Below are 25,078 nucleotides of genomic sequence, written 5' to 3'. Positions count from 1 at the left end.
TCCTGGTTTCGTTTTCTTGTGGGAAAAGGGGCTTATTCGGCGTAGTTGTCGTTGAAGGTGTTGACCAGTGCGTCGGCCAGCAACTGCGACAGTTCGCGCAGGTGGTCGGACATGTGGCCCACTGCCGGCGACGGCGAACGCGGACGGCCTGCGTAATGCAGCGACTGGCCATCGGCCAGGCATGCCTGCAGGTGGTGCTTGATCTGGTACCAGGCACCCTGGTTCATCGGCTCTTCCTGGCACCACACCACGTCGGCCTTGCCGTACTTCTTCAGCTCGGCGACCAGCGCCGGGCGCGGGAACGGATAGAGCTGCTCCACGCGGACCAGGGCGACGTCTTCCTGGCCACGCTTGGTCACGTCCTCCAGCAGGTCGTAGTAGACCTTGCCCGAGCACAGCACCACGCGCTTGACCTTGCTGATGTCCTTGGCGGTGGTGTCGCTGATCAGGTGCTGGAACTCGCCGTTGGCCAGTTCGTCCAGGGTCGAGACGGCCAGCTTGTGGCGCAGCAGCGACTTGGGCGACATGACGATCAGCGGCTTGCGGGTGTCCATGCGCATCTGGCGACGCAGCATGTGGAACGCCTGGGCCGGGGTGGACGGCACGCAGACCAGCATGTTCTCCAGCGCGCACAGCTGCAGGAAGCGCTCCAGGCGCGCCGAGCTGTGTTCCGGGCCCTGGCCTTCGTAGCCGTGCGGCAGCAGCAGGGTCAGGCCGGAGATGCGGCCCCACTTGGCTTCACCGGAGGCGATGAACTGGTCGATCACGACCTGCGCACCGTTGGCGAAGTCACCGAACTGGCCTTCCCAGATGCACAGGGTGTTGGGGTCGGTGGTGGAGAAGCCGTACTCGAACGCCATCACGGCTTCTTCGCTGAGCAGCGAATCGATGATGGTGGCCTGCTCCGGCGACTGGACCAGCTGGCGCAGCGGCAGGTAGTAGTTGTCGGTCTTCTGGTCGTGCAGGATCGCGTGGCGGTGGGTGAAGGTGCCGCGGCCGACGTCCTGGCCGACCAAACGCAGGTTGTTGCCTTCGTCCAGCAGGGTGGCGTAGGCGAGGTTCTCGGCAAAGCCCCAGTCGCCCGGGATCTCGCCGGCGGCCATCTTGCGACGGTCGTCGTACACCTTGGCCACGCGCGAGTGCAGCTCCACGCCGTCCGGGACGGTGTTGATCATCGTGGCCAGCTGGGCCAGCTTGCCCATCTCGACCTGGGTGCTGACCGGGTCGGACAGCTTGCCGGACAGGTAGCGCGGCCAATCCACGTACATCTTGCTGGTGGTCGGGGTCTTCTCGACCACGGCCAGCTCGGTGGTGACTTCGCCCGAATCCAGCTTGTTGCGGTAGGCGTCGACCATTTCCTTGCCGGCACCGGCAGCGATCACGCCGGCGGCTTCCAGCTGCTCGGCGTAGAGCTCACGGGTGGTCTTGTGCTTGCGGATCACCTGGTACATCAGCGGCTGGGTGATCGCCGGCTCGTCGGCCTCGTTGTGGCCCCAGCGGCGGTAGCAGACCAGGTCGATCACGACGTCCTTGTGGAACTGCTGGCGGAAGTCATAGGCCAGCTTGGCGGCGAACACCACCGCTTCCGGGTCGTCGCCGTTCACGTGCAGGACCGGGGCAGCGACCATCTTGGCGATGTCGGTGCAGTACAGCGTCGAGCGCGAGTCGTCGCGGTTGGAGGTGGTGAAACCCACCTGGTTGTTGATGACGATGTGCACGGTGCCGCCGACGGTGAAACCGCGGGCCTGCGACATCTGGAACAGCTCCATCACCACGCCCTGGCCGGCGAATGCGGCGTCGCCGTGGATCAGGATCGGCATCACCTGCTTGCGCGCGGTGTCGTTGCGGCGTTCCTGGCGCGAACGCACCGAACCGGCGACCACCGGGTCGGCGATCTCCAGGTGCGACGGGTTGAAGGCCAGGGCCAGGTGGACCGGGCCGCCATCGCTGGCGACGTCGGCCGAGAAGCCCATGTGGTACTTCACGTCACCGGCGACGGCACGGTCGTCGTGCTCGAACTTGCCTTCGAATTCGTCGAACAACTTGCGCGGGTTCTTGCCGAGGGTGTTGACCAGCACGTTGAGGCGGCCGCGGTGGGCCATGCCGATCACCACGTCCTTGACGCCTTCCTTGCCGGCGTCGCGGATGATGGTGTCCATCATCGGGATCAGCGAGTCGCCGCCTTCCAGCGAGAAGCGCTTCTGGCCGACGTACTTGGTGTGCAGGTAGCGTTCCAGGCCCTCGGCGGCGGTCAGGCGCTCGAGCGTGCGGCGCTTGGTGTCGGCATCGAGGTTGTAGTTGCCGCCGGCCTGCTCCAGGCGCTTGTACAGCCACTGGCGCTGCTCGACTTCGGCGATGTACATGAACTCGGCGCCGATGGAGCCGGTGTAGGTCGCCTTCAGGCGTGCCAGCAGGTCACGCAGCTTCATGCGCGGCTGGCCGCCCACGCCACCGGTGCTGAACTCGTCGTTGAGGTCGGCATCGCTGAGGTTGTGGAACGGCAGGCTGAGGTCCGGCGGGTTGGTCGGCGGGGTCAGGCCCAGCGGATCAAGGTTGGCGCCGAGGTGGCCCCGCGAACGGTAGGCGGTGATCAGGCGGCCGACGTTGCGCTCGCGCTCGTCGCCTTCGCCAGCGGAGAAGCCTGCGTTGAACGCGTTCTTGGCGGCTTCGGTGATGTGGGCGATGGCGGCAGAGTGCGGGACATCACCAGCTTCGCGGCCCTTGAAGCCGTCGAAGTAGGACTTCCACTTGGGGTCCACACTGTCCGGGGAGACGAGGTACTGCTCGTACAGGTCCTCGACATAGGAGGCGTTGCCGCCGGCGAGTTGCGATGACTGCGCAAACTGCTTCAGTAGATTGTCCACGATGGAGGGTCGGATTCGCTTGTGGGGTAATTCTGGGGAAACCGGCGGAGCCTGGCTGCAGCACTCCGCGCGGGCGTGTTCTAACCGCTGAATTATACCCCTCACGGGACAGGAAGGGGCATGCACACTGTCCCGGGGATTAATACCTGGTCAGTGCTTGTCCCGTTGTGCGGATATCGTCAAATCCCAAGTACGCGAAGTGCGTTGCAGTCGCGTGAACGCTGCCAGATGCGCTGGAACTGCTCGTCCGGTGCGCGGATCCGGGGATGGGCCGCCAGCGTGAGTTCGCCCTCCAGAAGGACGCCCATTGGACGAAAGTAGCAGTCGCCGATGTCGTTGCCGAGAAGGCCGCTGGCCACCTGGACGTCGGTGGGGTCCACCGGGGTACGCACGACGAACACGCTGGGCAGGCGCTGGAACAGGCCGAGCACCGCGGCGGGCAGGGCGACCAGGTCGGCCTCCTCGGCCAGGACCTGCATCTGCTTGTCATGCCGGGCGGCGGCGAAGCGGCGCAGGGCACCGAGCACGAGCGGCTCGCCGAACAGGTCGTCGGCACAGCGCAGGTGCAGGTACAGGCCGCGACGGGCGCGGTGGATCACCGTGGCGGTGGCGGCGAGGGCTTGCTCACGGTCGCTCACGCGCAGGGCGCCGTCCAGACGCTGGCGCATGGTCTGGTGTTCGATGCCGGCTTCCTGGAAGGTCGGGCCTTCGGGCAGGAAGCCATTGCGGGCATAGAAATCGCGGGCCGGCAGCTGGGCGTGCAGGCTGACCTCGCCCCAGCCCAGCGCCCTGGCCTGGCCGACCAAGGCGGCCAGCAGGGCGTCACCGACGCCCTGGCTGCGCCAGCCGGGCAGGACCGCCATGCGGCCGATGCGGCGTTCCGGGGTCAGGCGGCCGGCACCAATGGCCCGGCCGGCGGCATCCAGTGCCAGCACGTGGTGGCTGAGCGGGTCCAGCGCATCGACTTCCAGTTCCGCCGGTACCCGCTGTTCGCTGACGAACACGGCATGGCGGACGCCGTGCAGCTGGTCGCGCTGCACGGCGTAGTCGGCGGGCTGGACGCTGAAGCCGCTGCCGGGGGTCATGCCTGCGGGGCGTCCTCGTCGTCGTAGATCACCACGACCTCTACCCCCTCGTCGTTGACCTGGACGGTGCCGATGTTGGCCGAGGCCGGCTCGCCTTCGCCGGCTTCGGTGTACTCGAACACCTCGATCTCGACTTCCGGGGCGTCGCCATCGTCCTCGTCCAGTTCCAGCGCCTCGTCCACTTCCTCGGCGATGGCCAGGGCCTCATCCTCGAAGCCTTCTTCCTGCTCATCCCACGCGGCCTCGGCGGCCAGGGTCTGGGCATCGAGCAGTTGGAAGAAGCCGCCGGCGATCAGTTCCAGCACGGTGGTGCGGCCCTTGGCCGACAGCTTGCGCCAGACGGTGGCATCCAGACGCTCGGTGCCGGCCAGCACCTGGGCATCCTTGACCGGCAGGGCGCAGGCCTGGCCGGAGATATACAGGGTGGCGCCCTTGGTGGCGCGTCGCCACGCGGTACGGGCCCAGGGGTGGCGCTCCAGCACGCCGCCATTGGCCAGTTCGGCGTCCACTTCCCCGGCCGAGCTGGGGGCCTGGGAAGGCAGGATGTCGCCGGCCGAGCGGTAGGTGGTGATGAAGCGGCCAAACCAGTTGCCCAGGCGGTCCGGGTCGTTCATGCGCAGGGCATTGAGGGCGGTGACGACGCGGCGCATGGCGGCCTCGTCGATCTCGTTCGGGTCTTCGGGCAGCTTCAGGTCCGGGTCCTGCAGGCGGATGGACTCATCGGCGCCGGCGACCAGGTCGTCCAGGTAGTCGCTGATGAGTTCGGCCGAGGACGGCGCACGCATGCCGAAGGAGAAGGTCAGGCAGGGGTCTTCGGCCACGCCGTTGTGCGGCACGTTCGGCGGCAGGTACAGCATGTCGCCCGGGCCGAGCACCCAGTCGTGGGTCTTCTTGAACTTCTTGAGCAGCTTCAGCTCCACGTCGGGACGGAAGTCCAGCGGCGGACGCTTGCCCTTGGTGGACTCGCTGGCGTCGATCTGCCAGCGGCGGTGGCCGTAGGCCTGCAGCAGGAACACGTCGTACTGGTCGACGTGGGCGCCGACCGAGCCGCCGGTGGCGGCGAAGCTGATCATCACGTCGTCCATGCGCCAGCGCGGCAGGAAATCGAAGTAGCCGATCAGGGCACGGACATCCGGGTCCCACTTGTCCACGTCCTGCACCAGCAGGGTCCAGTCGTGGTCGGGCATGCCGGGGAAATCTTCTTCCTGGAACGGGCCGGTGCGCACGGTCCAGCCATCGGTGGCGCGGTCGTGGCTGATCATGCGGGCCAGCGCGCCTTCCTCGCAGGCCAGGCCGGCCAGGTCTTCGGGCATCACCGGGGTTTCAAAGTCGGGGAAAGCGGCGCGGATCAGCAGCGGACGCTTCTGCCAGTAGTCGCGCAGGAAGGTTGCCGGGGCCATGCCCAGCGGCAGGCCGGGCTTGGCCTGGACTTCGATCGGATAGGTCTTTTGCTTGCGTGCAGCCATGGGGGAGATCCTTGCAGCGGAAAACGGGAATCAGGCGCCTGCGGCGCGTATCGCGGCTATTGTCCCCTTGTTGGCGGCAAACCGCACGATGGGCGGCTGATCTGGATCAATCGCCACGGGGATGACAGTGGTGCCGGGCCACGCTGGGCGGCGTGGCCGGCAAGGCCCCGACGGAGCATGGCGCCGCGCTACGGGGACGGGGGCAGGTCAGATGACCCGGTTGCCGCTGCCGCGGTCGTCCACTTGAGGCTGGGCGTCGGTGTTGAGCGTGTTGGTATTGCCGCTGAACTGGATTTGGGCCGTTTCGCGGGACAGGATCATGTTGTTGTTGCCACTGACCTCGATGCGGCGGGCATTGGTCAGGTTGAGCGTGTTGTCACTGCCCACCACCCGCACCGTGTCCACGTCGGTGTTGAGCACCGTGTAATGGCTGCCTTCGAGGACGATGGTCCGGGCTTTGTCGAAGTTGAGGCTGCCGCCGGAGGCGGTGATGGTGACCTCGCCGCATTCGCCGTTGATGACCAGCGTGGTGTTGTCGCGGCTGATGCGCAGGTTCTTGCCGGCGCAGTCGGCGCCGCTGCCCGGATCGTTGAGGGTGTCGGAAACGGCCGTCGCAGTGGCCGGCGATGGTGCCGCTGCCGCGGGCGCGGCGGTGCCGGCTTCCGGGGTGCCGGGGTTGCAGGCGCTGAGCGCGGCCAGGGCCGGGGCGAGCAGGAAGGGATTGATCCGCATGGGGACTCCACTGTCATCGGGTTGCCCGATGCTGGCAGAGGCCGTGCGAAGATTTTATTACGTGGTGCCTGCGGCCCGTTCATAAGGAAACGGCGGAGCTTTCGCTCCGCCGTCGCCGCAGGCCGGATGAGGGGCGTGCAGGGTCGCCGATCAGATCGCCTTGGCCAGGTCCGCCGCCAGGCCAACATAGCCGCCCGGGGTCAGTTCGCGCAGGCGCTGCTTGGCATCGGCCGGCAGTTCCAGCGTTTCGACGAACTCGCGCATCGAATCGGCGGTGATGCCGTGGCCGCGGGTCAGGGCCTTGAGCTGCTCGTACGGGTTCGGCAGGCCGTGGCGGCGCATCACCGTCTGCACGGCTTCGGCCAGCACTTCCCAGGCCGCGTCCAGGTCGGCGTCCAGGCGCTCCGGGTTCACGGTCAGCTTGCCCAGGCCCTTGGCCAGCGACTCCAGTGCCACCTGGCTGTGGCCGAAGGCGGTGCCCAGCGCGCGCAGCACGGTGGAGTCGGTGAGGTCGCGCTGCCAGCGGCTGATCGGCAGCTTGGCGCTGAAGTGCTCGAACAGCGCGTTGGCGATGCCGAAGTTGCCTTCGGCGTTCTCGAAGTCGATCGGGTTGACCTTGTGCGGCATGGTCGAGGAGCCGACTTCACCTTCCTTGAGCTTCTGCTTGAAGTAGCCCAGCGAGATGTAGCCCCAGATGTCACGGGCCAGGTCGATCAGGATGGTGTTGGCACGGCGCGCGGCATCGCCGATCTCGGCCACGTTGTCGTGCGGCTCGATCTGGGTGGTGTACGGGTTGAACACCAGGCCCAGCGAGGTGACGAAGCGCTCGGCGAAGGCCGGCCAGTCCACCGCCGGGTAGGAGACGACGTGGGCGTTGTAGTTGCCGACCGCGCCGTTGATCTTGCCGGTCAGCTCGACCGCGCCGATCTGGCGGATCTGGCGCTCCAGGCGGGCCACGACGTTGGCGATTTCCTTGCCCAGGGTGGTCGGCGAGGCGGTCTGGCCGTGGGTGCGCGAGAGCATCGGCTGTGCGGCCTGCGCGTGGGCCAGCGTGCGCAGGCTGGCGGCGATCCCGGTCAGGGTCGGCAGCAGCACGGTGCGGCGGGCCTCTTCCAGCATCACGCCGTAGGACAGGTTGTTGATGTCCTCGCTGGTGCAGGCGAAATGCACGAACTCCAGCGCCGGGGCCAGCTCGGCGTCGTCCTTGAGCTGCTCCTTGATGAAGTACTCCACCGCCTTGACGTCATGGTTGGTGGTGCGCTCGATCTCCTTGACGCGGGCGGCGTTGGCGACCGAGAAGCCGTCGGCCAGGGCGCGCAGGCGCGTCTTGGCGGCGGCACTGAAGTCGGCCAGTTCGCCGATGCCCGGCTCGGCGGCCAGTGCCAGCAGCCATTCGATCTCCACCTTCACGCGGGCCTTGATCAGGCCGTACTCGGAGAAGATCGGACGCAGGGCGTCGACCTTGCTGGCGTAACGGCCGTCCAGCGGGGACAGGGCGAGCAGGGCGGCTTCGGGGCGGGACGTATCCGTCATGTCGGCGGGCAGTTGGGGCAGTGGCGGGGGCGCACATTCTACCCGTCTGGCGGGCGCCACGGCGGGGCCGGTGTTCGCGGTGACGCGGCCCGGCCGCATGCCGAAGGCCGTGATCGGGCAGGACAGGGTCTGCCGACCGGCGGGCGGGCAGGCATGCCGTATCCAGCCCGTCGGCGTATCGTGTAGCGGCATTGCCAGCCAAGCGCGCCGCGCCATCAGCAAGCTGCGACTTCCTTCCATGAACACGCAACGCGGAGTTGAACGATGAGCAAGGGTTTCAGGGTTGAACACGACAGCATGGGTGAACTGCAGGTGCCCGCCGAGGCCTTGTGGGGCGCCCAGACGCAGCGGGCGGTGCAGAATTTCCCGGTGTCCGGGCAGCGCATGCCGCGCGAATTCATCCGCGCGCTGGGGCTGATCAAGGGGGCCGCGGCCGAGGTCAACACCGGGCTGGGGCTGCTGCCCAAGGGCGTGGGCAAGGCGATCCAGGCGGCCGCGCAGGACGTGGCCGCCGGCGCGCATGACGCGCATTTCCCGATCGATGTGTACCAGACCGGCTCGGGAACCTCGTCGAACATGAACGCCAACGAGGTCATCGCCACCCTGGCCAACCAGGGCGGGAAGGCCGGCAAGACCGCGGTACACCCCAATGACCACGTCAACCTGGGGCAGAGTTCCAATGACGTGATCCCCACCGCGATCCGTGTTTCGGCACAGCTGGCCACGGTGGAGACCCTGCTGCCGGCGCTGCGGCACCTGCGCAAGACCATCGACAAGCGCGGTCGCGGGCTGGGCAAGGTGGTCAAGACCGGTCGCACGCACCTGATGGACGCCATGCCGTTGACCTTCGCCCAGGAGTTCGGCGCCTGGTCGGCGCAGCTGACGTCGGCGCAGGGCCGCATCGAGGATGCCCTGAAGCGGCTGCGCCGGCTGCCGCTGGGCGGCACCGCCATCGGCACCGGCATCAATGCGGATCCGCGCTTCGGTGGCAAGGTGGCCAAGGTGCTGAGCACCGGCACCGGGGTGAAGTTCGACAGCGCGGACAACAAGTTCGAAGGCCTGGCCGCCCAGGATGATGCGGTCGAGCTGTCCGGCCAGTTCAACGCGCTGGCCGTGGCCCTGATCAAGATCGCCAACGACCTGCGTTGGATGAACTCCGGTCCGCTGGCCGGGCTCGGCGAGGTGGAGCTGCCGGCGCTGCAGCCGGGCAGTTCGATCATGCCGGGCAAGGTCAATCCGGTGATTCCGGAAGCGACGGTGATGGCCGCCGCGCAGGTGATCGGCCACCACACCGCGATCACCGTGGCCGGGCAGACCGGCAACTTCCAGTTGAACGTGACCCTGCCGTTGATCGCGGCCAACCTGCTCGATTCGATCCAGTTGCTGTCCAGCGTGATGAACCTGCTGGCCGACAAGGTGTTCGCCGGGTTGGTGGTCAAGCAGGAGCGGGTGCGCGAGGCGCTGGCCCGCAACCCGATCCTGGTGACTGCGCTGAACCCGATCATCGGCTACGAGAAGGCCGCGGCGATCGCCAAGCGCGCCTACAAGGAACAGCGGCCGGTGCTGGAGGTGGCGGTGGAGGACAGCGGCCTGTCAGAGGCCGAGCTCAAGCGCCTGCTGGACCCGGCGGCGCTGACGCTGGGTGGCATCCACGACCATTGAGGTCGGCGTGCTCCGGGGGCGCTTCTACCCGTTGGGACCCGGGTAGGAGCGGCCTCGGCCGCCAAGCCGAGGGTGCCGGCGGCTGCGGCTGCCGGCACTGACGGGAGGATTGCCGGCTTCGCGCCTGGAGGCGCGCCGGCGGGCATCGGCTCAGCGAACCGCCTGGGTGTTGGCCAGGGCCTCGGCATAGCCCTTGAACTCGGGAACGCGCTCGGCGAGATCGGCCGGGAACACCGGCTGGTTGGCGGGTACATCGATCCGGACCGTGCGCGAAGTGGGCGCGGCGCCGTTGCTGGCGGCGTCGGTCAGGGTGTTCTGGCGCAGGATCTGCAGCTTCACGAAGCTGGTCTGCAGCAGTTCGCGCTGCTCGGGCTTGAGCGGGATCTCGATGTCGTCCACGCGCAGTTGGCCATCGGGAAGGATGTCCAGGTTCGGGAACGGGGCGCGACGGATCGCGATGCGGTCGGTGGTGACCTCGGTCTTGGGCTTGCTGCGCTCGGACCGATGGGCAGCGTACTTTTCGCGGTCGCAGCCGGTGGCGAGCACGGCGAAGGCAACCAAGGCGAGCAGCAGCAGTTTCTTCATGACAGCAGCAGATACGTGAACGGCGGAAGCGGCATTCTACCGCTCCCGCCGTCCGCGCTGTCCCTGTGGCGACCTGGAGCGCGGCCCGCAGGTACGCCCAGCACCGGGATCAGGGCAGTTCGACGTGCCCGTCGCGACAGTCGTCGATGTCGCTCTGGTCCATCTTGGCGTATGGCCGGAACTCCGGTACCGCTGCCGCCAGCTGCTGCTGGGTGGCCAGCAACGCCGGCATCTGGTCGCAGATCTTCGCCGCATTGGCCTTGAGCTTCTCGGCTTCGGCGTTGACGCGTTCCTCGATCTTGTCGGTGTCACCGCTGAAGATGCCCTTCAGGGCTTCGCCGGCCGCGCGCGCGCCCAGGTTGGCGCCCTGCACACCGATCTCGATGCCGGCCTCGGCGATGGCGATGGTCCGTTCGCGATACTGCAGGGTCAGCGCGCGCTGGCTGTCGTTCAGCGCGACGGCGGTGCCGTTGATCAGCAGGTCGCCGGCGGGCGAGATCTCGACCTTGGCACCGTCGCTGCCAATGCTGATGTTGCCCTGGGCCAGTTCCTTGCGTGCCTCGTTGGTGGCTTCGCGGACCTTCTGGCCGAGCGTGGTGTCGGTCTGCGGCGCATTGGCCTGCGGGCGCTCGCCACAGGCGGCCAGCGGCAGGGCGAGCATCAGGGCGAGCAGGGGGGCGTTGACGAGTTTCATGGTGGGCTTCCGTTGCGGACGGGGATGGGGATCAGCGCTTCTTGGGCAGGTCGACCGTGCCGGTGATGCCGGAGTGGTTGACCGAGCCACTGCCGGTACGACGCACCTGCAGGCTGGCGGCGTTGCGGACTTCGACATCGCCCGAGCCGAGCGAACCGACGCTGACGGCACCGCGCACGTCGCGCACGTCGACGTCGCCGGAGCCGACGCTGTCGATGCTCACCGCGCCCTGCACGTTGCGCAGTTCCAGGTCGCCGGAGCCGATGCTGCCGACCCGGGCGTCGCCACGCACGCCGTCGACCTTGACGTCGCCCGAGCCGATGGAGACGACGTGGAGTGCGCTGATGGTGCTCAGCTCGATGTCACCGGAGCCCACCGCGGCGGTGGCCAGGCCCTTGATGTCACGGGCGACCACGTCGCCGGAACCGACATCGGCGCTCATCGAATGCGCACCGGTCAGCGAGGCGTCGCCTGAGCCGACCTTCAGCTGCACCAGGATCGTGTCCGGCAGGGTGCCGGACACGTCCAGGTAAGCGTAGGTGCTGCCCCTGAAGTTGAAGTTCAGGCCCTGGCTCTGGCGTTCCAGGCGGACCACCAGCTTGTCGCCGACCTTCTGCTGGCTGACCGACAACTGGCGCAGCAGGTCCTGGGTGGAGGCGCAGGCGCGGCCGGAAACCGCCGCCCTGGCACCAGGGCTTGCGACCAGGCGCAGGTCGTGGCTGTTGACCTCGAACACCACGGCCTTGGCGTCGCCGAGTTCCAGTTCCAGCGCCTTGGGCTCGGAGAACTTGCAGTGTTCCTCGGCCGCGAAGGCGCCGGCCGGCAGCAGGGCGAGGGCGAACAGGAAGGGCTTGATATTCATCTGTTTTCCTTGCGATTGCGGATGAGGGCTTAGATTTCGTCGCGGCGCTGGCGCAGCCAGATGGCGGCGGCGATGAAGACGATGCCCACCGCGGCGCCAATCCACAACTCCGGCGTGGCCAGGGCGGCGAACTGGGTGGCCGGGGAGAAGCCATCCAGCAACGAATGCAGCGACTCACGCGGGGCACGGGCATCGGCGGTGTAGGCCAGATCCACGCCGGGGACGGTGCCCAGCAGCAGGCGACCAACCACGTGCGCCCAGAACCAGCTGCCGTCGCTGCCGAACAGGCGCATCAGGCCGAACCAGCTCACCACCACGCCGGAGAACACCGGCAGCATCACCGCCCACAGGAACGGCTTGCTCTTGGCCCAGGCCGAGCACATCAGCAGCCAGCCGGCGGTCGGCAACGCCCACAGCGCGTAGACCGGGATGCGGCACAGGAACGATGCGGCGATCGTCAGCGGCTCGGCGGGGCCCCAGATCAGCGTCATCGGGCTGCCACCATGGGCGAGCACGACCAGGCTGATGATGGCCAGGAAGCCGAACATGGCGACAATGGCGGCCACGGTGGCCAGCAGCGGTGCCAGCACGACACCGGCGATCAGCTTGGACAGCACGGTCTGGGTGTCCGACAGCGGCATCGACTTCCAGAACAGGATGCTGCGATCGCGGCGATCGTCGTACAGCGCGCCCAGGAAGTAGAAGAACACCACGAACATCAGCACGATGAACGGCCAGCCGGCGCTGAGCAGCAGGGTGAAGTTGATGCCGTTGGCCAGGTCCTGGGCATCACCGGCCGACATCTGGCTGGTCAGCAGGCTCAGGTCCAGGCCGTTGACGTTCACCCCATTGATATGGAGGTCGCCGGTGCTTGCCGCACGGCTGGCTGCCCACAGGCCGGCGATGATCGCCATCGAGGACAGCAGCAGCGACACGCCGCCGGCCACGACCGGTGCCCAGAAGAAACCGCCCTTGTTTTCCCAGTATTCGCGCTTGAGCAGCCACTTCAGCTTGCCCAGCGGGGTGATGTGGTGTGCGGCGTTCATGCGTAGGTTCCCTTCATGGTGGCCACGAATAGGTCGGCCAGGCCGGGGTTGCGGGTTTCACCGAGGGCGGCGATGCGGCTGCGCTCGACGCCGTCGTAGAGCAGGACGGTCTTGCCGAACGGCAGGCTGCGCTCGTCGATCGGGCCCAGCGCGCGCGCTGCTTCCAGCGTGTCCGCCGAGGCCAGCAACTCGGTGTAGCGGTCGGCCAGGGTTTCCATGTCGGTGGACAGGACGATCCGGCCGTCGCGGATGAACAGCACGTCGGTGAGGATGTGCTCGATCTCCTCCACCTGGTGGGTGGTGACGATGATGGTCTTCTGCTCGTCGAAGTAGTCTTCCAGCAGGCGCTGGTAGAACTCCTTGCGGTACAGGATGTCCAGGCCCAGGGTCGGCTCGTCGAGCACCAGTACCTTGGCGTCGATGGCCATCACCAGGGCCAGGTGCAGCTGCACCACCATGCCCTTGGACAGCTCGCGCACGCGCTGCTTCGGGTTGAGCTTGGTATTGGCCAGGAAGCGCTCGCAGCGGGCGCGGTCGAAGCGCGGGTGGACGCCGGCGACGAAGTCGATGGCCTCCTTGACCCGGATCCAGCGCGGCAGCACCGCCACGTCGGCGATGAAGCACACGTCGTTCATCAGCGCGTTGCGCCGGGTGCGCGGGTCCATGCCCAGCACCCGCAGCTCGCCTTCGACCGCGGTCAGGCCGAGCAGGGCCTTCAGCGCGGTGGTCTTGCCGGCGCCGTTGGGGCCGATCAGGCCGACGATGCGACCCGGTTCAATGGTGAAGCTGGTGTTGTCCAGTGCCGGCTTCTGCTTGTAGGCCTTGCGCAGGCCCTTGGCGGAAACGACGGCTTCGACGGCGGCGTTCATAGAGTGGTCCCCGGTGGCAGCAGATCTTTCAAGGTCAGGCCCAGGCGCTGGATGCGCTCCAGTACGCTGGGCCATTCATCGTTGAGAAAACGGTCGCGCTCGTTGCCGCGCAGTTTCAGCGCTGCTTCCTCGGTCATGAACATGCCAAGGCCACGGCGCTTCTCGACCAGGTTCTCGTCGGCCAACTCCTGGTAGGCCCGCGAGACGGTGATCGGATTGAGCTGGTACTCGGCCGCCACCTGGCGCACCGAGGGCAGGGCATCACCCGGCTTGAGGACACCGTCCAGCATCATCGCGATCACGCGATCCTTCAGCTGGCGGTAGATGGGAGCGCCATCGCTCCACTGGATATCGGTCATGGGTCAGCTCCGCGGATTCAGCGACTGTGCGAAGGAGAAGTAGGGCAGTGACAGACTGGTACGCATCCGTCGGGCCGGTCGTTTCGCATGGGTGGGGGCGGTAGCATCCTGCTGTTCACCAGCTGCCTGCGCTGCATAATTCCCGCGGTCGGTTTGACCGCTCTGCAGTGCAGCCGAGCAGCCAAGCAGCAACAGTGCGCCGCTGACGGTCAGGGCCGGTAGGACGTGTCTGCTGTGCTTGCTGGCCATCTCGGACTCCCTGTGTAGGGTGGCTGGTGTTGTATGCAACTATAACACCGACACGGCGGCATGCAACTCCCTGCATGCCCAACTGATGGCCTATGCCGCCCGATGGCGGCCCAGGTCACCCGGAGAATGCTCATGAAGCTTCGTAACGCATTGATTGGACTGGTGGTTGGAGTTGGCTTCGGCGCCATTGCCGGGGCGTCGGCCGGCCCCTTGCTGGACCAGAACTACCGTTCGTTGGCCGGCAAGGAGGAGATCAACCTGAACCGCACTTACGGCGGCAAGGTGTTGCTGGTGGTCAACACCGCCTCCAAATGTGGCTTCACGCCCCAGTACGAAGGGCTGGAGGCATTGCAACAGCAACTGTCCGCGCGTGGTTTTGCCGTATTGGGCTTTCCGTCCAATGATTTCAAAGGCCAGGAGCCCGGCAGCGAGGAGCAGATCCAGGAGTTCTGCACGCTGACCTATGGCGTGCGCTTCCCGATGTTCCAGAAAGTGCATGTGATCGGCCCGGAAACCACGCCGCTGTACCGCGAGTTGACGCGTGCCACCGGCGTGGCACCGGCCTGGAACTTCCACAAGTACCTGATCTCCCGCGACGGGCGGGTGGTGGCGCAGTTCCCGAGCCGGGTGCGCCCGGATGACCCGGAGCTGCGCGCGGCGATCGATCGCGAGCTGGCGGCCCCGGTTCCGGCGCGTTGACCTGCCTCGACATATCCGGTGCGCATGCGACAATGTCGCCCCTCGCGCCACCGGTGGCGTTTGTTCACTTCCAGGAAAGCAGCGAATGAAGATGGGAAAGCGTGGCGCAGTTGCGTCGCTTCTGATTCTGGCGATGGCGGCCCCCGGGGTCGCGTTTTCGCAACAACCTGCCGCTCCGGCGGCTACCAAGGAGAAGTCCGTTTTGACCTCGGAACGTGAAACGATCAGTTATGCCATCGGTATCGATGTCGCCAGCTCGTTTGAGCCCATCGCTGGCGAAGTGGACGTGGCCGAACTGCGCCGTGCCGTTGAGAATGCGTTCGCCGGCGGCCAGCCGCTGCTCTCGCAGGAAGAAGCCCAGCAGACCGACGCCGCGCTGCGCGCCGTGATGATGGCCCGCGCCGGCCAGCAGGTGCCGGGCCTGGCGCCGGGCAGCCAGCCGACCGTCGACCGCAAGAAGGTCGGCCTGATGCTCGGCAGCTATGCCGTGGGCCCGTCGCTGGCCGCGATCAAGGACGACATCGACCTGAACTCGGTGTTCAAGGCGGTCAACGACGTGTTCTCCAAGGGCAACCCGCTGATGACCCATGAGCAGGCCAAGGCCACGCTGCAGGCATTCAGCACCGCCAAGCAGTCCGCCGTCGCCGGCAAGAACCGTGAGCAGGGCAACGCGTTCCTGGCCAAGAACAAGACCCAGCCGGGCGTGGTGACCACCGCCTCGGGCCTGCAGTACCAGGTGCTGCGCGCCGGCAGCGGCGAGCGTCCGATGGCCACCAGCCGCGTGCGCGTCAACTACGAAGGCAAGCTGCTGGACGGCACCGTGTTCGACAGCAGCTACGAGCGCGGCCAGCCGGTCGATTTCGGCCTGAACCAGGTCATCAAGGGCTGGACCGAAGGCGTGTCGCTGATGCCGGTCGGCGCCAAGTACCGCTTCTGGATCCCCGCCGAGCTGGCCTATGGCAGCAATGGCAGCGGCCCGATCGGCCCGGAGTCCACGCTGACCTTCGACGTCGAGCTGCTGGGCGTCCTGCAGTAATCCGCATCAGAACGGAGCCGTCGCAGCCATGCGCGTAGCGATTTTCGGTACCGGTTACGTGGGCCTCGTCACCGGGACCTGCCTGGCCGAAGTCGGCCACGACGTGGTCTGCGTCGATATCGACCAGGCAAAGGTCGATGGCCTCGGGCAGGGGATCATCCCGATCTACGAGCCCGGCCTGGAGCCGATGGTGAAGGCCAACCACGCCGCAGGGCGGCTGGCCTTCACCACCGAGGCGGCCAGCGCGATCGCGCATGGCCAGGTCGTCTTCATCGCGGTCGGCACGCCGCCGGATGAAGACGGCAGCGCCGACCTGCAGTACGTGCTGGCCGTGGCCCGCACCATCGGCCGCCATCTGGCGCAGCCGGCGGTGGTGGTCAACAAGTCGACCGTGCCGGTGGGCACGGCCGACAAGGTCCGTGCCGCGATTGCCGCGGAACTGGCCGCGCGCGGCGTGGAGATCGCCTTCGACGTGGTCTCCAATCCCGAATTCCTCAAGGAAGGCGATGCGGTGGCCGACTGCATGCGCCCGGACCGCATCGTCATCGGTGCCGACAATCCGGACGCGGTGGCGGTGCTGCGCCGCCTGTATGCGCCGTTCAACCGCAACCGCGACCGCGTCGTCGAGATGGACGTGCGCTCGGCCGAGCTGACCAAGTACGCCGCCAATGCGATGCTGGCGACCAAGATCAGCTTCATGAACGAGATCGCCAACATCGCCGAGCGCGTGGGGGCCGACATCGAGCAGGTGCGCCAAGGCATTGGTTCTGACCCGCGCATCGGCTGGCACTTCATTTATCCCGGCGCCGGGTATGGCGGCTCCTGCTTCCCCAAGGATGTGCAGGCGCTGGCGCGCACTGCCGCCCAGCATGGCCACCAGGCGCAGCTGCTCAACGCGGTGGAGGCGGTCAACGATGGCCAGAAGGGCCATCTGTTCGAGCTGATCCAGCGCCACTACGACCGTGGCGAGGACGAGGGCGTGCGCGGCAAGACCTTCGCCGTGTGGGGCCTGGCCTTCAAGCCCAACACCGATGACATGCGCGCGGCCCCGAGCCGGCGCCTGCTGGCGCAGTTGTGGGAGGCCGGTGCCACCGTGCGGGTGTTCGACCCGGAAGCCATGCATGAAGCCCGTCGGGTCTTCGGCGAGCGGGCGGACTTGGTGTTCTGCGAAACCGCATACGAAGCGCTGGAAGGTGCCGACGCGCTGGCCGTGATTACCGAATGGAAGCAGTTCCGCAGCCCGGATTTCGCACGGCTGCGCCAAACGCTGGGTGATGCGGTGGTGTTCGATGGCCGCAACATCTATGACCCCCAGGAGATCGAGGCCGCCGGCCTCGCCTATTACGGCATTGGCCGGGGACGTTCCCTGCATGCATGACCCAATCCCCAGCGAGCGCGAACAGGCGCTGGAATCACGCCTGATCGAGCTGGAGATGCGTGTTTCTTTCCAGGAACAGGCCTTGGCCGAACTGAGCGAGGCCCTGGCCGAAGCCCGGATGGAAGGCACCCGCAACACCAACCTGCTGCGCAACCTGCTCGATGACCTCGGCAAGGTGCGTACGGCGCTGTACGCCGACCCGGCCACCGAGCCGCCGCCCCCGCACTACTGATACAGAAGCACTGCAAGCATGAGTGACACTCTTCGCGACCAGCTCCTCGGGCTGGGTTTCAAGGCCGCGCCCAAGCCGGAGCGCAAACCCGAAGCGCGCCGTGACGGGCGTGCACCGAACCGCCAGGGCCAGCCGCCGGGCAAGCCCGGTGGTGGCAAGCCGCAGGCACACGCCGGCAAGCCGGGGCAGGCCAGGCCGGCGCAGGGCAAGCCGCAGCGGCAGGGCCCGCACAAGCCGCGTTCGCAGGAAGACATCGACCTGGCCAAGGCCTATGCGATCCGTGCGCAGCGGGAGAAGGACGAACGCATCGAGGCCGAGCGGCTGAAGCAGGAAGAAGCCCGCCTGCGCCGCGAAGCGCGCGCCAAGCTGGACGAGCTGATCAAGGACAAGGGGCTCAATGTCCCCGATGCCGACATCGCCCGCCACTTCCCCTATGGCGGCAAGATCAAGCGCATCTACGTCACCGCCGAGCAGCTCAAGGCGCTCAACGCCGGTGAGCTGGGCGTGCTGCAGCAGAATGGCCGCTACCTGCTGGTCACCGCGGCGTTGCTGGCCGAGGCCGAAGCCGTGTTCGCGCCGAGCGTGGCGTTGAAGGTCGACCCGAACGCGCCGATCGAGGACGACCCCTACGCGGACCCGAAGTTCCAGGTGCCGGACGATCTGGTCTGGTAGGTGCACCGCTCACCGCGATGGACACGGAAAAGACAGGTCAGTGGCCTGTCTTTTTTGTTGTGCGGGCAGGGCGATGGGGATCGGTGCTGCGGACCCGGGCAACGCTGATGATGGCGCGTCGATCGGCCACTGGTGCCGTGTTGACGGCCATGTGGACATGGATGTCGGTGGGGTTGCCCGGGTCGAAAACGGTCAGGCCGTGGTAGTCCCATCCGTCTTCGCGGGTGACCGGCTCCTGGGCGATCCGGTAACTGTTCTCGGCCAGTTCGCTGAAAAGTACGAAATCCTGGGCGATGGTTTCCGGGTCACCGCTGGCGGCGGTCATCGTGCAGGTGCCCTGGTCGGTCAGTACGAAGCCGTAGACACTGTCTTCGACCGTCATCAGCCAGGCCTTGCCGGCCCTTCCGTTGAGGTGTTGGTGCGCCATCTCGCCCTGCAGGCGCTGGGCCACCCGGTCCAGTGTCTCGGTCAGCTTCTGCGGTTCGCCCAGGTACTGGAAGCAAGAGGAGACGAAGGCGCCGAAGGTCTGGTCTTCCTCGGCCCGGGCCAGCCCGGGTGCGGCGAGCAGCAGTGCAGCCACTGCAATGCAGGGCCAATGGTGCAGTTTCATGACAACTCCCCCTGAGTCGTGAACGCTGCGCCGTTATAGCAGGACCGGGCAGGGGAGGGTGTGCTCAGCCTGCGGCTTGGCGGGCCTGGCGCGATGGCGGCAGCCAGTACAGGGCGATCAGCGAGCCGAGCAGGGCGAAGCCGCCGCCCACCAGGAAGGCGACCTTGCCGTCGCCGAACCGCCACAGCTGGCCGGCGATCAGTGCGCCGAGCACGCCGCCCAGGCCGGACGAGAAGCCGTAGAACAGGCCCTGGCCGTGGCCGTTGAGGTTGCCGGGAAAATAGCGCGCCAGCAGTTGCATGGCCGACGCGAAGAACGCCGCGAAGCCCAGGCAATGGGTGGTCTGCGCGACCAGCATCACCGGGAGGTTCTCCGGGTACAGCGCGGTCACCCACCAGCGCAGCGCGGCGCTGGCCATGGAAATGATCAGCAGCCAGCTGGCATCCCAACGCTTGAAGAAGCCGGCGATCAGGAAGAACACCGCGACCTCGAAGACCACGCCAACTGTCCACATCACGCCCAGCAGCGAGGTGCTGTAGCCGTGCTGGTCCATGTAGAGCGAAAAGAACGTGTAGTACGGGCCGAACGACAGCTGCTCCAGGAAAGCGGCGATGAAGAAGGCGATGACGTGCTTCTGCCGGACGATGGCCCAGAAGCCGCCGTCGTGGTGGCTGTGGCTGCCGATGCCGCGCGCGTAGCGGTTGACGAACGCCGAGCCGATCATCAGCACGAACAGCGGCAGCATCAGCCACGGCAGCTTGCCGGCGCCGTGGTGCTCGATCAGCCAGCCGAACAGGGTGACCACGATGATGAAGCCGAACGAGCCCCACACCCGGATCATCCCGTAACGGTGGCTGTCGCTGCCCAGGTGGGTGAGGGTGATCGACTCGAACTGCGGCATCACCGCGTTGTAGAAGAAGCAGAAGGCGATCATCACCCCGTACAGCGTCCACTGCGGCGCCGGCAGCAGGAAGCCGCAGAAGCTGAGCAGGGTCAGCACGCAGCCGATGCGCAGCCAGCGGATCGGCCTGGGCGAAACCGCCGCCAGCGACGTCCAGGTGCTGGGTGCGACCACGCGGGTGGCGTACCACAGGCTCATCATCACGCTGATCGCGGTGACGGTCATGCCGCGCGACTGCAGGTACAGGCTCCAGTACGGGGTGAACGCGCCGAGCGCGGCGTAGTAGAAGAAGTAGAAGCTCGACAACCGCGCGGTGGGCACGGCTGCGGGGAGGGGGCTTGCGGCGGTCATGGGGTCAGAACAGGTCTTCGACCGGGGTGTTCAACAGTTCCACGGTGCCGTGCTTGAGCCGGCGCAGGCTGGAGATGCCGAGGTCGCGGATGAGCGAGTGGGTGGTGTGGGGCAGGTCCGAATCGTACAGGTCCTGCGGGGCGACGTTCTTGCCGTGCACCCCCGGCATCAGGTCGATGCCGGCGGCGGTGTAGCAATGCTGCACCATCGCCGAGCAGTACAGCGCGCCTTCCCTGGACAGCAGGTTGCCGCGCCGCCGCAGGCGGGTGCTATGCATCGCGAACAGCGTGCCCACCAGCTCGCTCAGCGAGTAGCTGGACAGCCCGGCCAGCAGGTCCAGCGCGGCGACCTGGACGTTGCGGGTCTGGGCGGCGTCCAGGTTGAAGTCGAGGATGGCCAGGTTGGGGAAGGCCTCATCGTCGAAGTAGCGGTCGGCGCGGTTCTCCTGCGCGCCGAGCCGCAACTGGCGGTTGCGCAGGTCCAGGTCCGATTCGAGCACCCACCAATGGCCGTCCAGGCGTTGTTCGCTGAACAGGAAGGCGTGCGACCACAGGCTGCGGTGCCCGTCCTCGGTGAGCGGCGCCTGGGCCTTGCGGATGGCCTTGCCGATCCAGTCAGAGGTGCCGCACAGGCCGATGCAGCCCGGCCGGGCGTACTTGCGGATCAGTTCGGCGTTGCGGCTTTCCATGGCGGCTTACTCGGGGTCGTAGTCCAGGTTGGAGGCCAGCCAGCGTTCAACCTGGGCGCGCTCCACGCCCTTGCGGCGGGCGTAGTCGCTGACCTGTTCGCGCGAGACCCGGCCCACCACGAAGTACTGGCTTTGCGGATGGCTGAAGTAATAGCCCGAGACCGCCGCGGTCGGCAACATCGCGAAGCTCTCGGTCAACGACATGCCGATGTCGCCGGCGCCCAGCATCGCGAACAGGGTCTGCTTCTCGCTGTGCTCCGGGCAGGCCGGGTAGCCGGGGGCCGGGCGGATGCCGCTGTACTTCTCGGCGATCAGCGCCTCGTTGTCGAGCTGCTCGTCGGCGGCGTAGCCCCAGAACTCGGTGCGCACGCGCTGGTGCAGGCGCTCGGCCATGGCCTCGGCCAGGCGGTCGGCCAGGGCCTTGAGCAGGATGGCGTTGTAGTCGTCATAGGCGGCTTCGAAGCGGGCCACGTGCGGCTCGATGCCGATGCCGGCGGTGACCGCGAAGGCGCCGATCCAATCCTGCTTGCCGCTGTCCGCCGGGGCGATGAAATCGGCCAGGCAGAAATCCGGGCGCTCGGCCGGCTTGTCGACCTGCTGGCGCAGGAAGTGCAGGGTTTGTTTGAGCCCCTCTCCCTCCGGGAGAGGGGTTGGGGTGAGGGTGCGGGGCGTCAGGGAGGGGGAGGACGGGGTACCCTCATCCGCCCTGCGGGCACCTTCTCCCGGAGGGAGAAGGGAAACGACCACATCATCGCCCTTGCTGTTCGCCGGCCAGATCCCGAACACGGCCCGGGCCGTCAGCCATTTCTCATCAACGATCCGCTTCAGCATCGCCTGCGCATCCTTGAACAGGTCGCTGGCCTGCGGCCCGACGATCTCGTCGGTGAGGATCGCCGGGAACTTGCCGGCCAGCTCCCAGGCCTGGAAGAACGGCGTCCAGTCGATCACCGACAGCAGGTCTTCCAGTGGATAGTCGTCGAACACGTGCAGGCCGGGCGAGGCGGGCGTCGGCGGGGTGTACTGCGCCCAGTCACAGGTGAAGCGCTGGCCGCGTGCGTGTTCCAGCGATACCAGCCGCTTGGCATCACCGCGGTTCCTGTGGCGGTTGCGGATGTCGGCGTAGTCGGCGTCGTTGGCGGCGACGAAGGCGTCGCGCAGGTCGCTGGAAATCAGCGACTGGGCCACGCCGACCGCGCGCGAGGCGTCCTTCACCCACACCGTCGGCGCGCTGTAGAACGGGTCGATCTTCAGCGCGGTATGCGCGCGCGAGGTGGTCGCGCCGCCGATCATCAGCGGCATGCTGAAGCCCTGCCGCTGCATCTCCCTGGCGACGTGGCTCATCTCTTCCAGCGACGGGGTGATCAACCCGGACAGGCCGATGATGTCGGCGTTCTCGGCGCGGGCGGCGTCCAGGATCTTCTGCGCCGGCACCATCACGCCCAGGTCCACGACCTCGAAGTTGTTGCAGGCCAGGACCACGCCGACGATGTTCTTGCCGATGTCGTGCACGTCGCCCTTGACCGTGGCCATGATGATCTTGCCGTTGGACTTGCCAATGTCACCGGTGCGCGCCTTCTCCTCCTCGATGAAGGGCAGCAGGTAGGCCACGGCCTTCTTCATCACGCGCGCGGACTTGACCACCTGCGGCAGGAACATCTTGCCGGCGCCGAACAGGTCGCCGACCACGTTCATGCCGTCCATCAACGGGCCTTCGATCACGTCCAGCGGCCGGCTGGCCTGCTGGCGGGCCTCCTCGGTGTCTTCCTCGACCCAGGCATCCAGGCCATGCACCAGCGCATGGGCCAGGCGCGCGCGCACCGGGTGCTGGCGCCAGCCCAGGTCCTCGGTCTTCTTCTCGCCCTTCCTGCCCTTGTAGCGCTCGGCGATGTCGAGCAGGCGTTCGGTGCCATCGCGGCGGCGGTTGAGGATCACATCCTCGACCGCTTCGCGCAGTTCCGGGTCGAGCTGGTCATAGATGGGCATGGCACCGGCGTTGACGATGCCCATGTCCATGCCGGCCTGGATGGCGTGGTACAGGAACACCGAGTGGATCGCCTGGCGCACGGTCTCGTTGCCGCGGAACGAGAACGACACGTTCGATACGCCGCCGGAGACATGGCAGCCGGGCAGCGTGCGCTTGATGATGCGGGTGGCCTCGATGAAGTCCACCGCGTAGTTGTCGTGCTCCTCGATGCCGGTGGCCACGGCGAAGATGTTCGGGTCGAAGATGATGTCTTCCGGCGGGAAACCGACCTGCTCGGTGAGGATGCGGTAGGCGCGGGTGCAGATCTCCACCTTGCGTTCGCAGGTGTCGGCCTGGCCCACTTCGTCGAAGGCCATCACCACCGCGGCGGCGCCGTAGCGGCGCACCAGCCGCGCGTGTTCAAGGAAGGCGGCCTCGCCTTCCTTGAGCGAAATCGAGTTGACCACGCTCTTGCCCTGCAGGCACTTCAACCCGGCCTCGATCACGCTCCACTTTGAGGAATCGACCATCACCGGGATGCGCGCGATGTCCGGCTCGGACATGATCAGGTTGAGGAAGCGCACCATCGCCTTCTCCGAATCGATCAGGCCTTCGTCCATGTTGACGTCAAGGATCTGCGCGCCGTTGGCCACCTGCTGGCGGGCGACCTCGACGGCTTCCTCGTAGCGTTCTTCCTTGACCAGCTTGCGGAACTGCGCGCTGCCGGTGACGTTGGTGCGTTCGCCCACGTTGATGAACAGCAGGTCCGGGGTGATGACCAGTGGTTCCAGGCCGGACAGGCGGGTGTAATGCACGGCGGGGGAGGAGTCGTTGCCCATTACCAGACCTTGAAAACCTGCCCGTTGGCGATGCCGTCGATGCTGCGCTGGTAGGCCAGGGCGGCACGTGCGGCGCTGACCGGTTCGAAGCCCGGGAAGAAGTCGCCATAGGCATCGAGCGCTTCGACCAGCACGCTGGGGCTGACCACGTTGATGCGCAGGCCACGCGGCAGCTCCAGCGCGGCGGCGCGGACGAAGCCCTCCACCGCTGCGTTGACCGCGGTGGCATTGGCGCCCTGGGCGATCGGCTGTTCGGTGAGGATGCCGGTGGTCAGGGTGATCGAGCCACCCTCGTTGAGGTGATGCTGGCCGAGCAGTGCCAGTCGCACCTGGCCCAGCAGCTTGTCCTGCAGTCCCTGGTTGAACTGGGCGGCGGTCATCTGCGTCAACGGGCCGAAATGAACGTTGCCGGTGGTGGAGACGATGGCATCCAACGGCCCAACCGCCTGCAGCAGCGCCGATATGCTCTGCTCGTCACCGAGGTCGACCGGATGTGCGGCGTCCGAACGCGAGGCGGTGATCACCTCATGCCGTTGGCGCAGGTGTGCGGCAACGGCCTTGCCCAGGGTGCCACTGGCACCCACCAGCAGGATCTTCTTCTTCATGGCGTTTCCTCAGGCAGCCTTGGTGAGCGGGGCAAGGGCGCGCGGTGGCAACCCGGCGACCGCTTCGGCGATGGCACGGATGTGGTCCGGCGAGGTGCCGCAGCAGCCGCCGACCAGGTTGAGCAGGCCGGATTCGGCGAACTCCTTCAGGGTGGCGGCCATTTCCTCGGGGGTCTCGTCGTACTCGCCGAAGGCATTGGGCAGGCCGGCGTTGGGGTGCGCGCTGACGTAGCCGCTGGACACCTGCGCCAGCGTTTCCACGTGCGGGCGCATGTCGGTGGCGCCGAGCGCGCAGTTGAAGCCCACCGACAGCGGGTTGCCATGCGCGACCGAGGCATAGAACGCCTCGGCGGTCTGGCCGGACAGGGTACGGCCGGAGGCATCGGTGATGGTGCCGGAGATCATCACCGGCAGTCGCCCGCCGCGCTGGTCGAAGACTTCCTCGATGGCGAACAACGCCGCCTTGGCATTGAGCGTGTCGAAGATGGTTTCCACCATCAGCGTGTCGGCGCCGCCGTCGATCAGCCCGTCGATGGCCTCGCGGTAGGTCTGTCGCAGCGCGTCGAAGCTGGTGTTGCGGAAACCGGGGTCGTTGACGTCCGGGCTGATCGAGGCGGTGCGGCTGGTCGGGCCGAGCACGCCGATCACGAAGCGCGGCTTGTCCGGGGTGCGGGCTTCCACTGCGTCACAGCACTGGCGGGCGACCTGGGCACCGGCCTTGTTGAGCTCGTACACCAGGTGTTCCAGGTGGTAATCGGCCTGACTGATCGAGGTCGCGTTGAAGGTGTTGGTCTCCACCAGGTCCGCACCGGCCTCCAGGTAGGCGGTATGGATGCCGGCGATCACGTCCGGGCGGGTCAGCAGCAGCAGGTCGTTGTTGCCCTTGAGGTCGTGCTCGCAACCGGGTCCGTGCACGTGCTGGCTGTCGAACCCGCCGACGAAGCGCTCGCCCCGGTAGTCGCCTTCCTCCAGGCGATGGCGCTGGATCATCGTGCCCATGGCGCCGTCGATGATCAGGATGCGTTGTTCAAGCGCGGCCAGCAGCTTGGCGACGCGTTCGGGGTGGAGCCAGGGGAGGGCTTGCATAGGGCGGGCCGG

At 67.1% G+C, this 25,078-nt stretch carries 23 protein-coding genes; 6 read left to right on the top strand and 17 right to left on the bottom strand.

Annotated features, from left to right (window positions below; genetic code table 11):
* Nucleotides 1-32: 32 nt before the first annotated feature.
* From ATCM_RS09515 to purB, 5 genes are all read right to left on the bottom strand, one after another.
* Nucleotides 33-2,864 carry a 2-oxoglutarate dehydrogenase E1 component gene (locus ATCM_RS09515; RefSeq protein WP_132864299.1) on the bottom strand — a complete coding sequence of 944 codons (2,832 nt, stop codon included), beginning with the start codon at nt 2,862-2,864 and terminating at the stop codon, nt 33-35.
* Nucleotides 2,865-3,043: 179 nt separating this feature from the next.
* On the bottom strand, nt 3,044-3,949 hold the full coding sequence (locus ATCM_RS09510; RefSeq protein WP_132864298.1) for a GNAT family N-acetyltransferase: 906 nt from the start codon (nt 3,947-3,949) through the stop codon (nt 3,044-3,046).
* Nucleotides 3,946-5,415 carry a cupin domain-containing protein gene (locus tag ATCM_RS09505; RefSeq protein ID WP_132864297.1) on the bottom strand — a complete coding sequence of 490 codons (1,470 nt, stop codon included), beginning with the start codon at nt 5,413-5,415 and terminating at the stop codon, nt 3,946-3,948. Before ATCM_RS09505 ends, ATCM_RS09510 begins: the two co-directional genes overlap by 4 nt.
* 207 nt (nt 5,416-5,622) lie before the next feature.
* Nucleotides 5,623-6,147, bottom strand: a complete 525-nt coding sequence (locus ATCM_RS09500; RefSeq protein ID WP_132864296.1) for a DUF3060 domain-containing protein — start codon at nt 6,145-6,147, stop codon at nt 5,623-5,625.
* 150 nt (nt 6,148-6,297) lie between these two features.
* Nucleotides 6,298-7,680, bottom strand: coding sequence for an adenylosuccinate lyase (gene purB, locus ATCM_RS09495; protein WP_132864295.1), 1,383 nt, complete (start codon nt 7,678-7,680; stop codon nt 6,298-6,300).
* 264 nt (nt 7,681-7,944) lie between these two features.
* Here purB and ATCM_RS09490 point away from each other — a divergent pair, with 264 nt between their 5' ends.
* Entirely contained in the window at nt 7,945-9,342 is a 1,398-nt protein-coding gene (locus ATCM_RS09490) for a class II fumarate hydratase (RefSeq protein WP_132864294.1), read from the top strand.
* A 150-nt stretch (nt 9,343-9,492) separates the two neighbouring features.
* Here ATCM_RS09490 and ATCM_RS09485 read toward each other — a convergent pair whose 3' ends face one another.
* From ATCM_RS09485 to ATCM_RS09460, 6 genes are all read right to left on the bottom strand, one after another.
* On the bottom strand, nt 9,493-9,927 hold the full coding sequence (locus ATCM_RS09485; protein ID WP_132864293.1) for a hypothetical protein: 435 nt from the start codon (nt 9,925-9,927) through the stop codon (nt 9,493-9,495).
* Nucleotides 9,928-10,036: 109 nt separating this feature from the next.
* Nucleotides 10,037-10,621, bottom strand: a complete 585-nt coding sequence (locus ATCM_RS09480; RefSeq protein WP_132864292.1) for a DUF2884 family protein — start codon at nt 10,619-10,621, stop codon at nt 10,037-10,039.
* Nucleotides 10,622-10,652: 31 nt separating this feature from the next.
* Entirely contained in the window at nt 10,653-11,483 is an 831-nt protein-coding gene (locus ATCM_RS09475; protein ID WP_132864291.1) for a DUF4097 family beta strand repeat-containing protein, read from the bottom strand.
* Between the two features lie 29 nt (nt 11,484-11,512).
* Complete coding sequence (locus ATCM_RS09470) at nt 11,513-12,529, bottom strand: hypothetical protein (protein ID WP_132864290.1); 1,017 nt, start codon at nt 12,527-12,529, stop codon at nt 11,513-11,515.
* The gene (locus ATCM_RS09465; protein WP_132864289.1) at nt 12,526-13,398 is read right to left on the bottom strand and encodes an ABC transporter ATP-binding protein; all 873 of its coding nucleotides are present in this window, start codon (nt 13,396-13,398) and stop codon (nt 12,526-12,528) included. Before ATCM_RS09465 ends, ATCM_RS09470 begins: the two co-directional genes overlap by 4 nt.
* Nucleotides 13,395-13,757 (bottom strand): GntR family transcriptional regulator, encoded by a 363-nt coding sequence (locus tag ATCM_RS09460; protein WP_132864288.1) that lies wholly within the window; start codon nt 13,755-13,757, stop codon nt 13,395-13,397. The genes ATCM_RS09465 and ATCM_RS09460 overlap by 4 nt, the downstream gene beginning before the upstream one ends.
* Before the next feature lie 381 nt (nt 13,758-14,138).
* On the opposite strand from ATCM_RS09460, the gene ATCM_RS09450 reads away from it, so the two are divergent.
* From ATCM_RS09450 to ATCM_RS09430, 5 genes are all read left to right on the top strand, one after another.
* Complete coding sequence (locus tag ATCM_RS09450) at nt 14,139-14,705, top strand: glutathione peroxidase (RefSeq protein WP_132864286.1); 567 nt, start codon at nt 14,139-14,141, stop codon at nt 14,703-14,705.
* Between the two features lie 85 nt (nt 14,706-14,790).
* Entirely contained in the window at nt 14,791-15,741 is a 951-nt protein-coding gene (locus tag ATCM_RS09445; RefSeq protein ID WP_132864285.1) for an FKBP-type peptidyl-prolyl cis-trans isomerase, read from the top strand.
* A gap of 28 nt (nt 15,742-15,769) precedes the next feature.
* Entirely contained in the window at nt 15,770-17,119 is a 1,350-nt protein-coding gene (locus ATCM_RS09440; protein ID WP_132864284.1) for a UDP-glucose/GDP-mannose dehydrogenase family protein, read from the top strand.
* Nucleotides 17,112-17,351, top strand: a complete 240-nt coding sequence (locus ATCM_RS09435) for a SlyX family protein (RefSeq protein ID WP_132864283.1) — start codon at nt 17,112-17,114, stop codon at nt 17,349-17,351. The genes ATCM_RS09440 and ATCM_RS09435 overlap by 8 nt, the downstream gene beginning before the upstream one ends.
* An 18-nt stretch (nt 17,352-17,369) precedes the next feature.
* On the top strand, nt 17,370-18,023 hold the full coding sequence (locus tag ATCM_RS09430; RefSeq protein WP_132864282.1) for a DUF2058 family protein: 654 nt from the start codon (nt 17,370-17,372) through the stop codon (nt 18,021-18,023).
* A gap of 37 nt (nt 18,024-18,060) precedes the next feature.
* On the opposite strand, the gene ATCM_RS09425 is transcribed toward ATCM_RS09430, so the two are convergent.
* The 6 genes from ATCM_RS09425 to ATCM_RS09400 form a co-directional block, all read right to left on the bottom strand.
* Entirely contained in the window at nt 18,061-18,633 is a 573-nt protein-coding gene (locus tag ATCM_RS09425; protein WP_132864281.1) for a hypothetical protein, read from the bottom strand.
* 64 nt (nt 18,634-18,697) lie between these two features.
* Nucleotides 18,698-19,885, bottom strand: coding sequence for an MFS transporter (locus tag ATCM_RS09420; RefSeq protein WP_132864280.1), 1,188 nt, complete (start codon nt 19,883-19,885; stop codon nt 18,698-18,700).
* Nucleotides 19,886-19,889: 4 nt separating this feature from the next.
* Nucleotides 19,890-20,573 (bottom strand): hypothetical protein, encoded by a 684-nt coding sequence (locus ATCM_RS09415; RefSeq protein WP_132864279.1) that lies wholly within the window; start codon nt 20,571-20,573, stop codon nt 19,890-19,892.
* 6 nt (nt 20,574-20,579) lie between these two features.
* Nucleotides 20,580-23,375 (bottom strand): methionine synthase, encoded by a 2,796-nt coding sequence (gene metH, locus ATCM_RS09410; RefSeq protein ID WP_132864278.1) that lies wholly within the window; start codon nt 23,373-23,375, stop codon nt 20,580-20,582.
* Nucleotides 23,375-23,980 carry a short chain dehydrogenase gene (locus ATCM_RS09405; protein ID WP_132864277.1) on the bottom strand — a complete coding sequence of 202 codons (606 nt, stop codon included), beginning with the start codon at nt 23,978-23,980 and terminating at the stop codon, nt 23,375-23,377. The genes metH and ATCM_RS09405 overlap by 1 nt, the downstream gene beginning before the upstream one ends.
* A gap of 9 nt (nt 23,981-23,989) precedes the next feature.
* The gene (locus tag ATCM_RS09400) at nt 23,990-25,066 is read right to left on the bottom strand and encodes a homocysteine S-methyltransferase family protein (RefSeq protein ID WP_132864276.1); all 1,077 of its coding nucleotides are present in this window, start codon (nt 25,064-25,066) and stop codon (nt 23,990-23,992) included.
* Between the last annotated feature and the right edge of the window lie 12 nt (nt 25,067-25,078).

This window comes from Stenotrophomonas sp. ATCM1_4 (assembly GCF_004348115.1).
Taxonomy (GTDB): Bacteria; Pseudomonadota; Gammaproteobacteria; order Xanthomonadales; family Xanthomonadaceae; genus Stenotrophomonas; species Stenotrophomonas capsici.
This window is presented reverse-complemented; position numbering and strand designations above follow the sequence as displayed.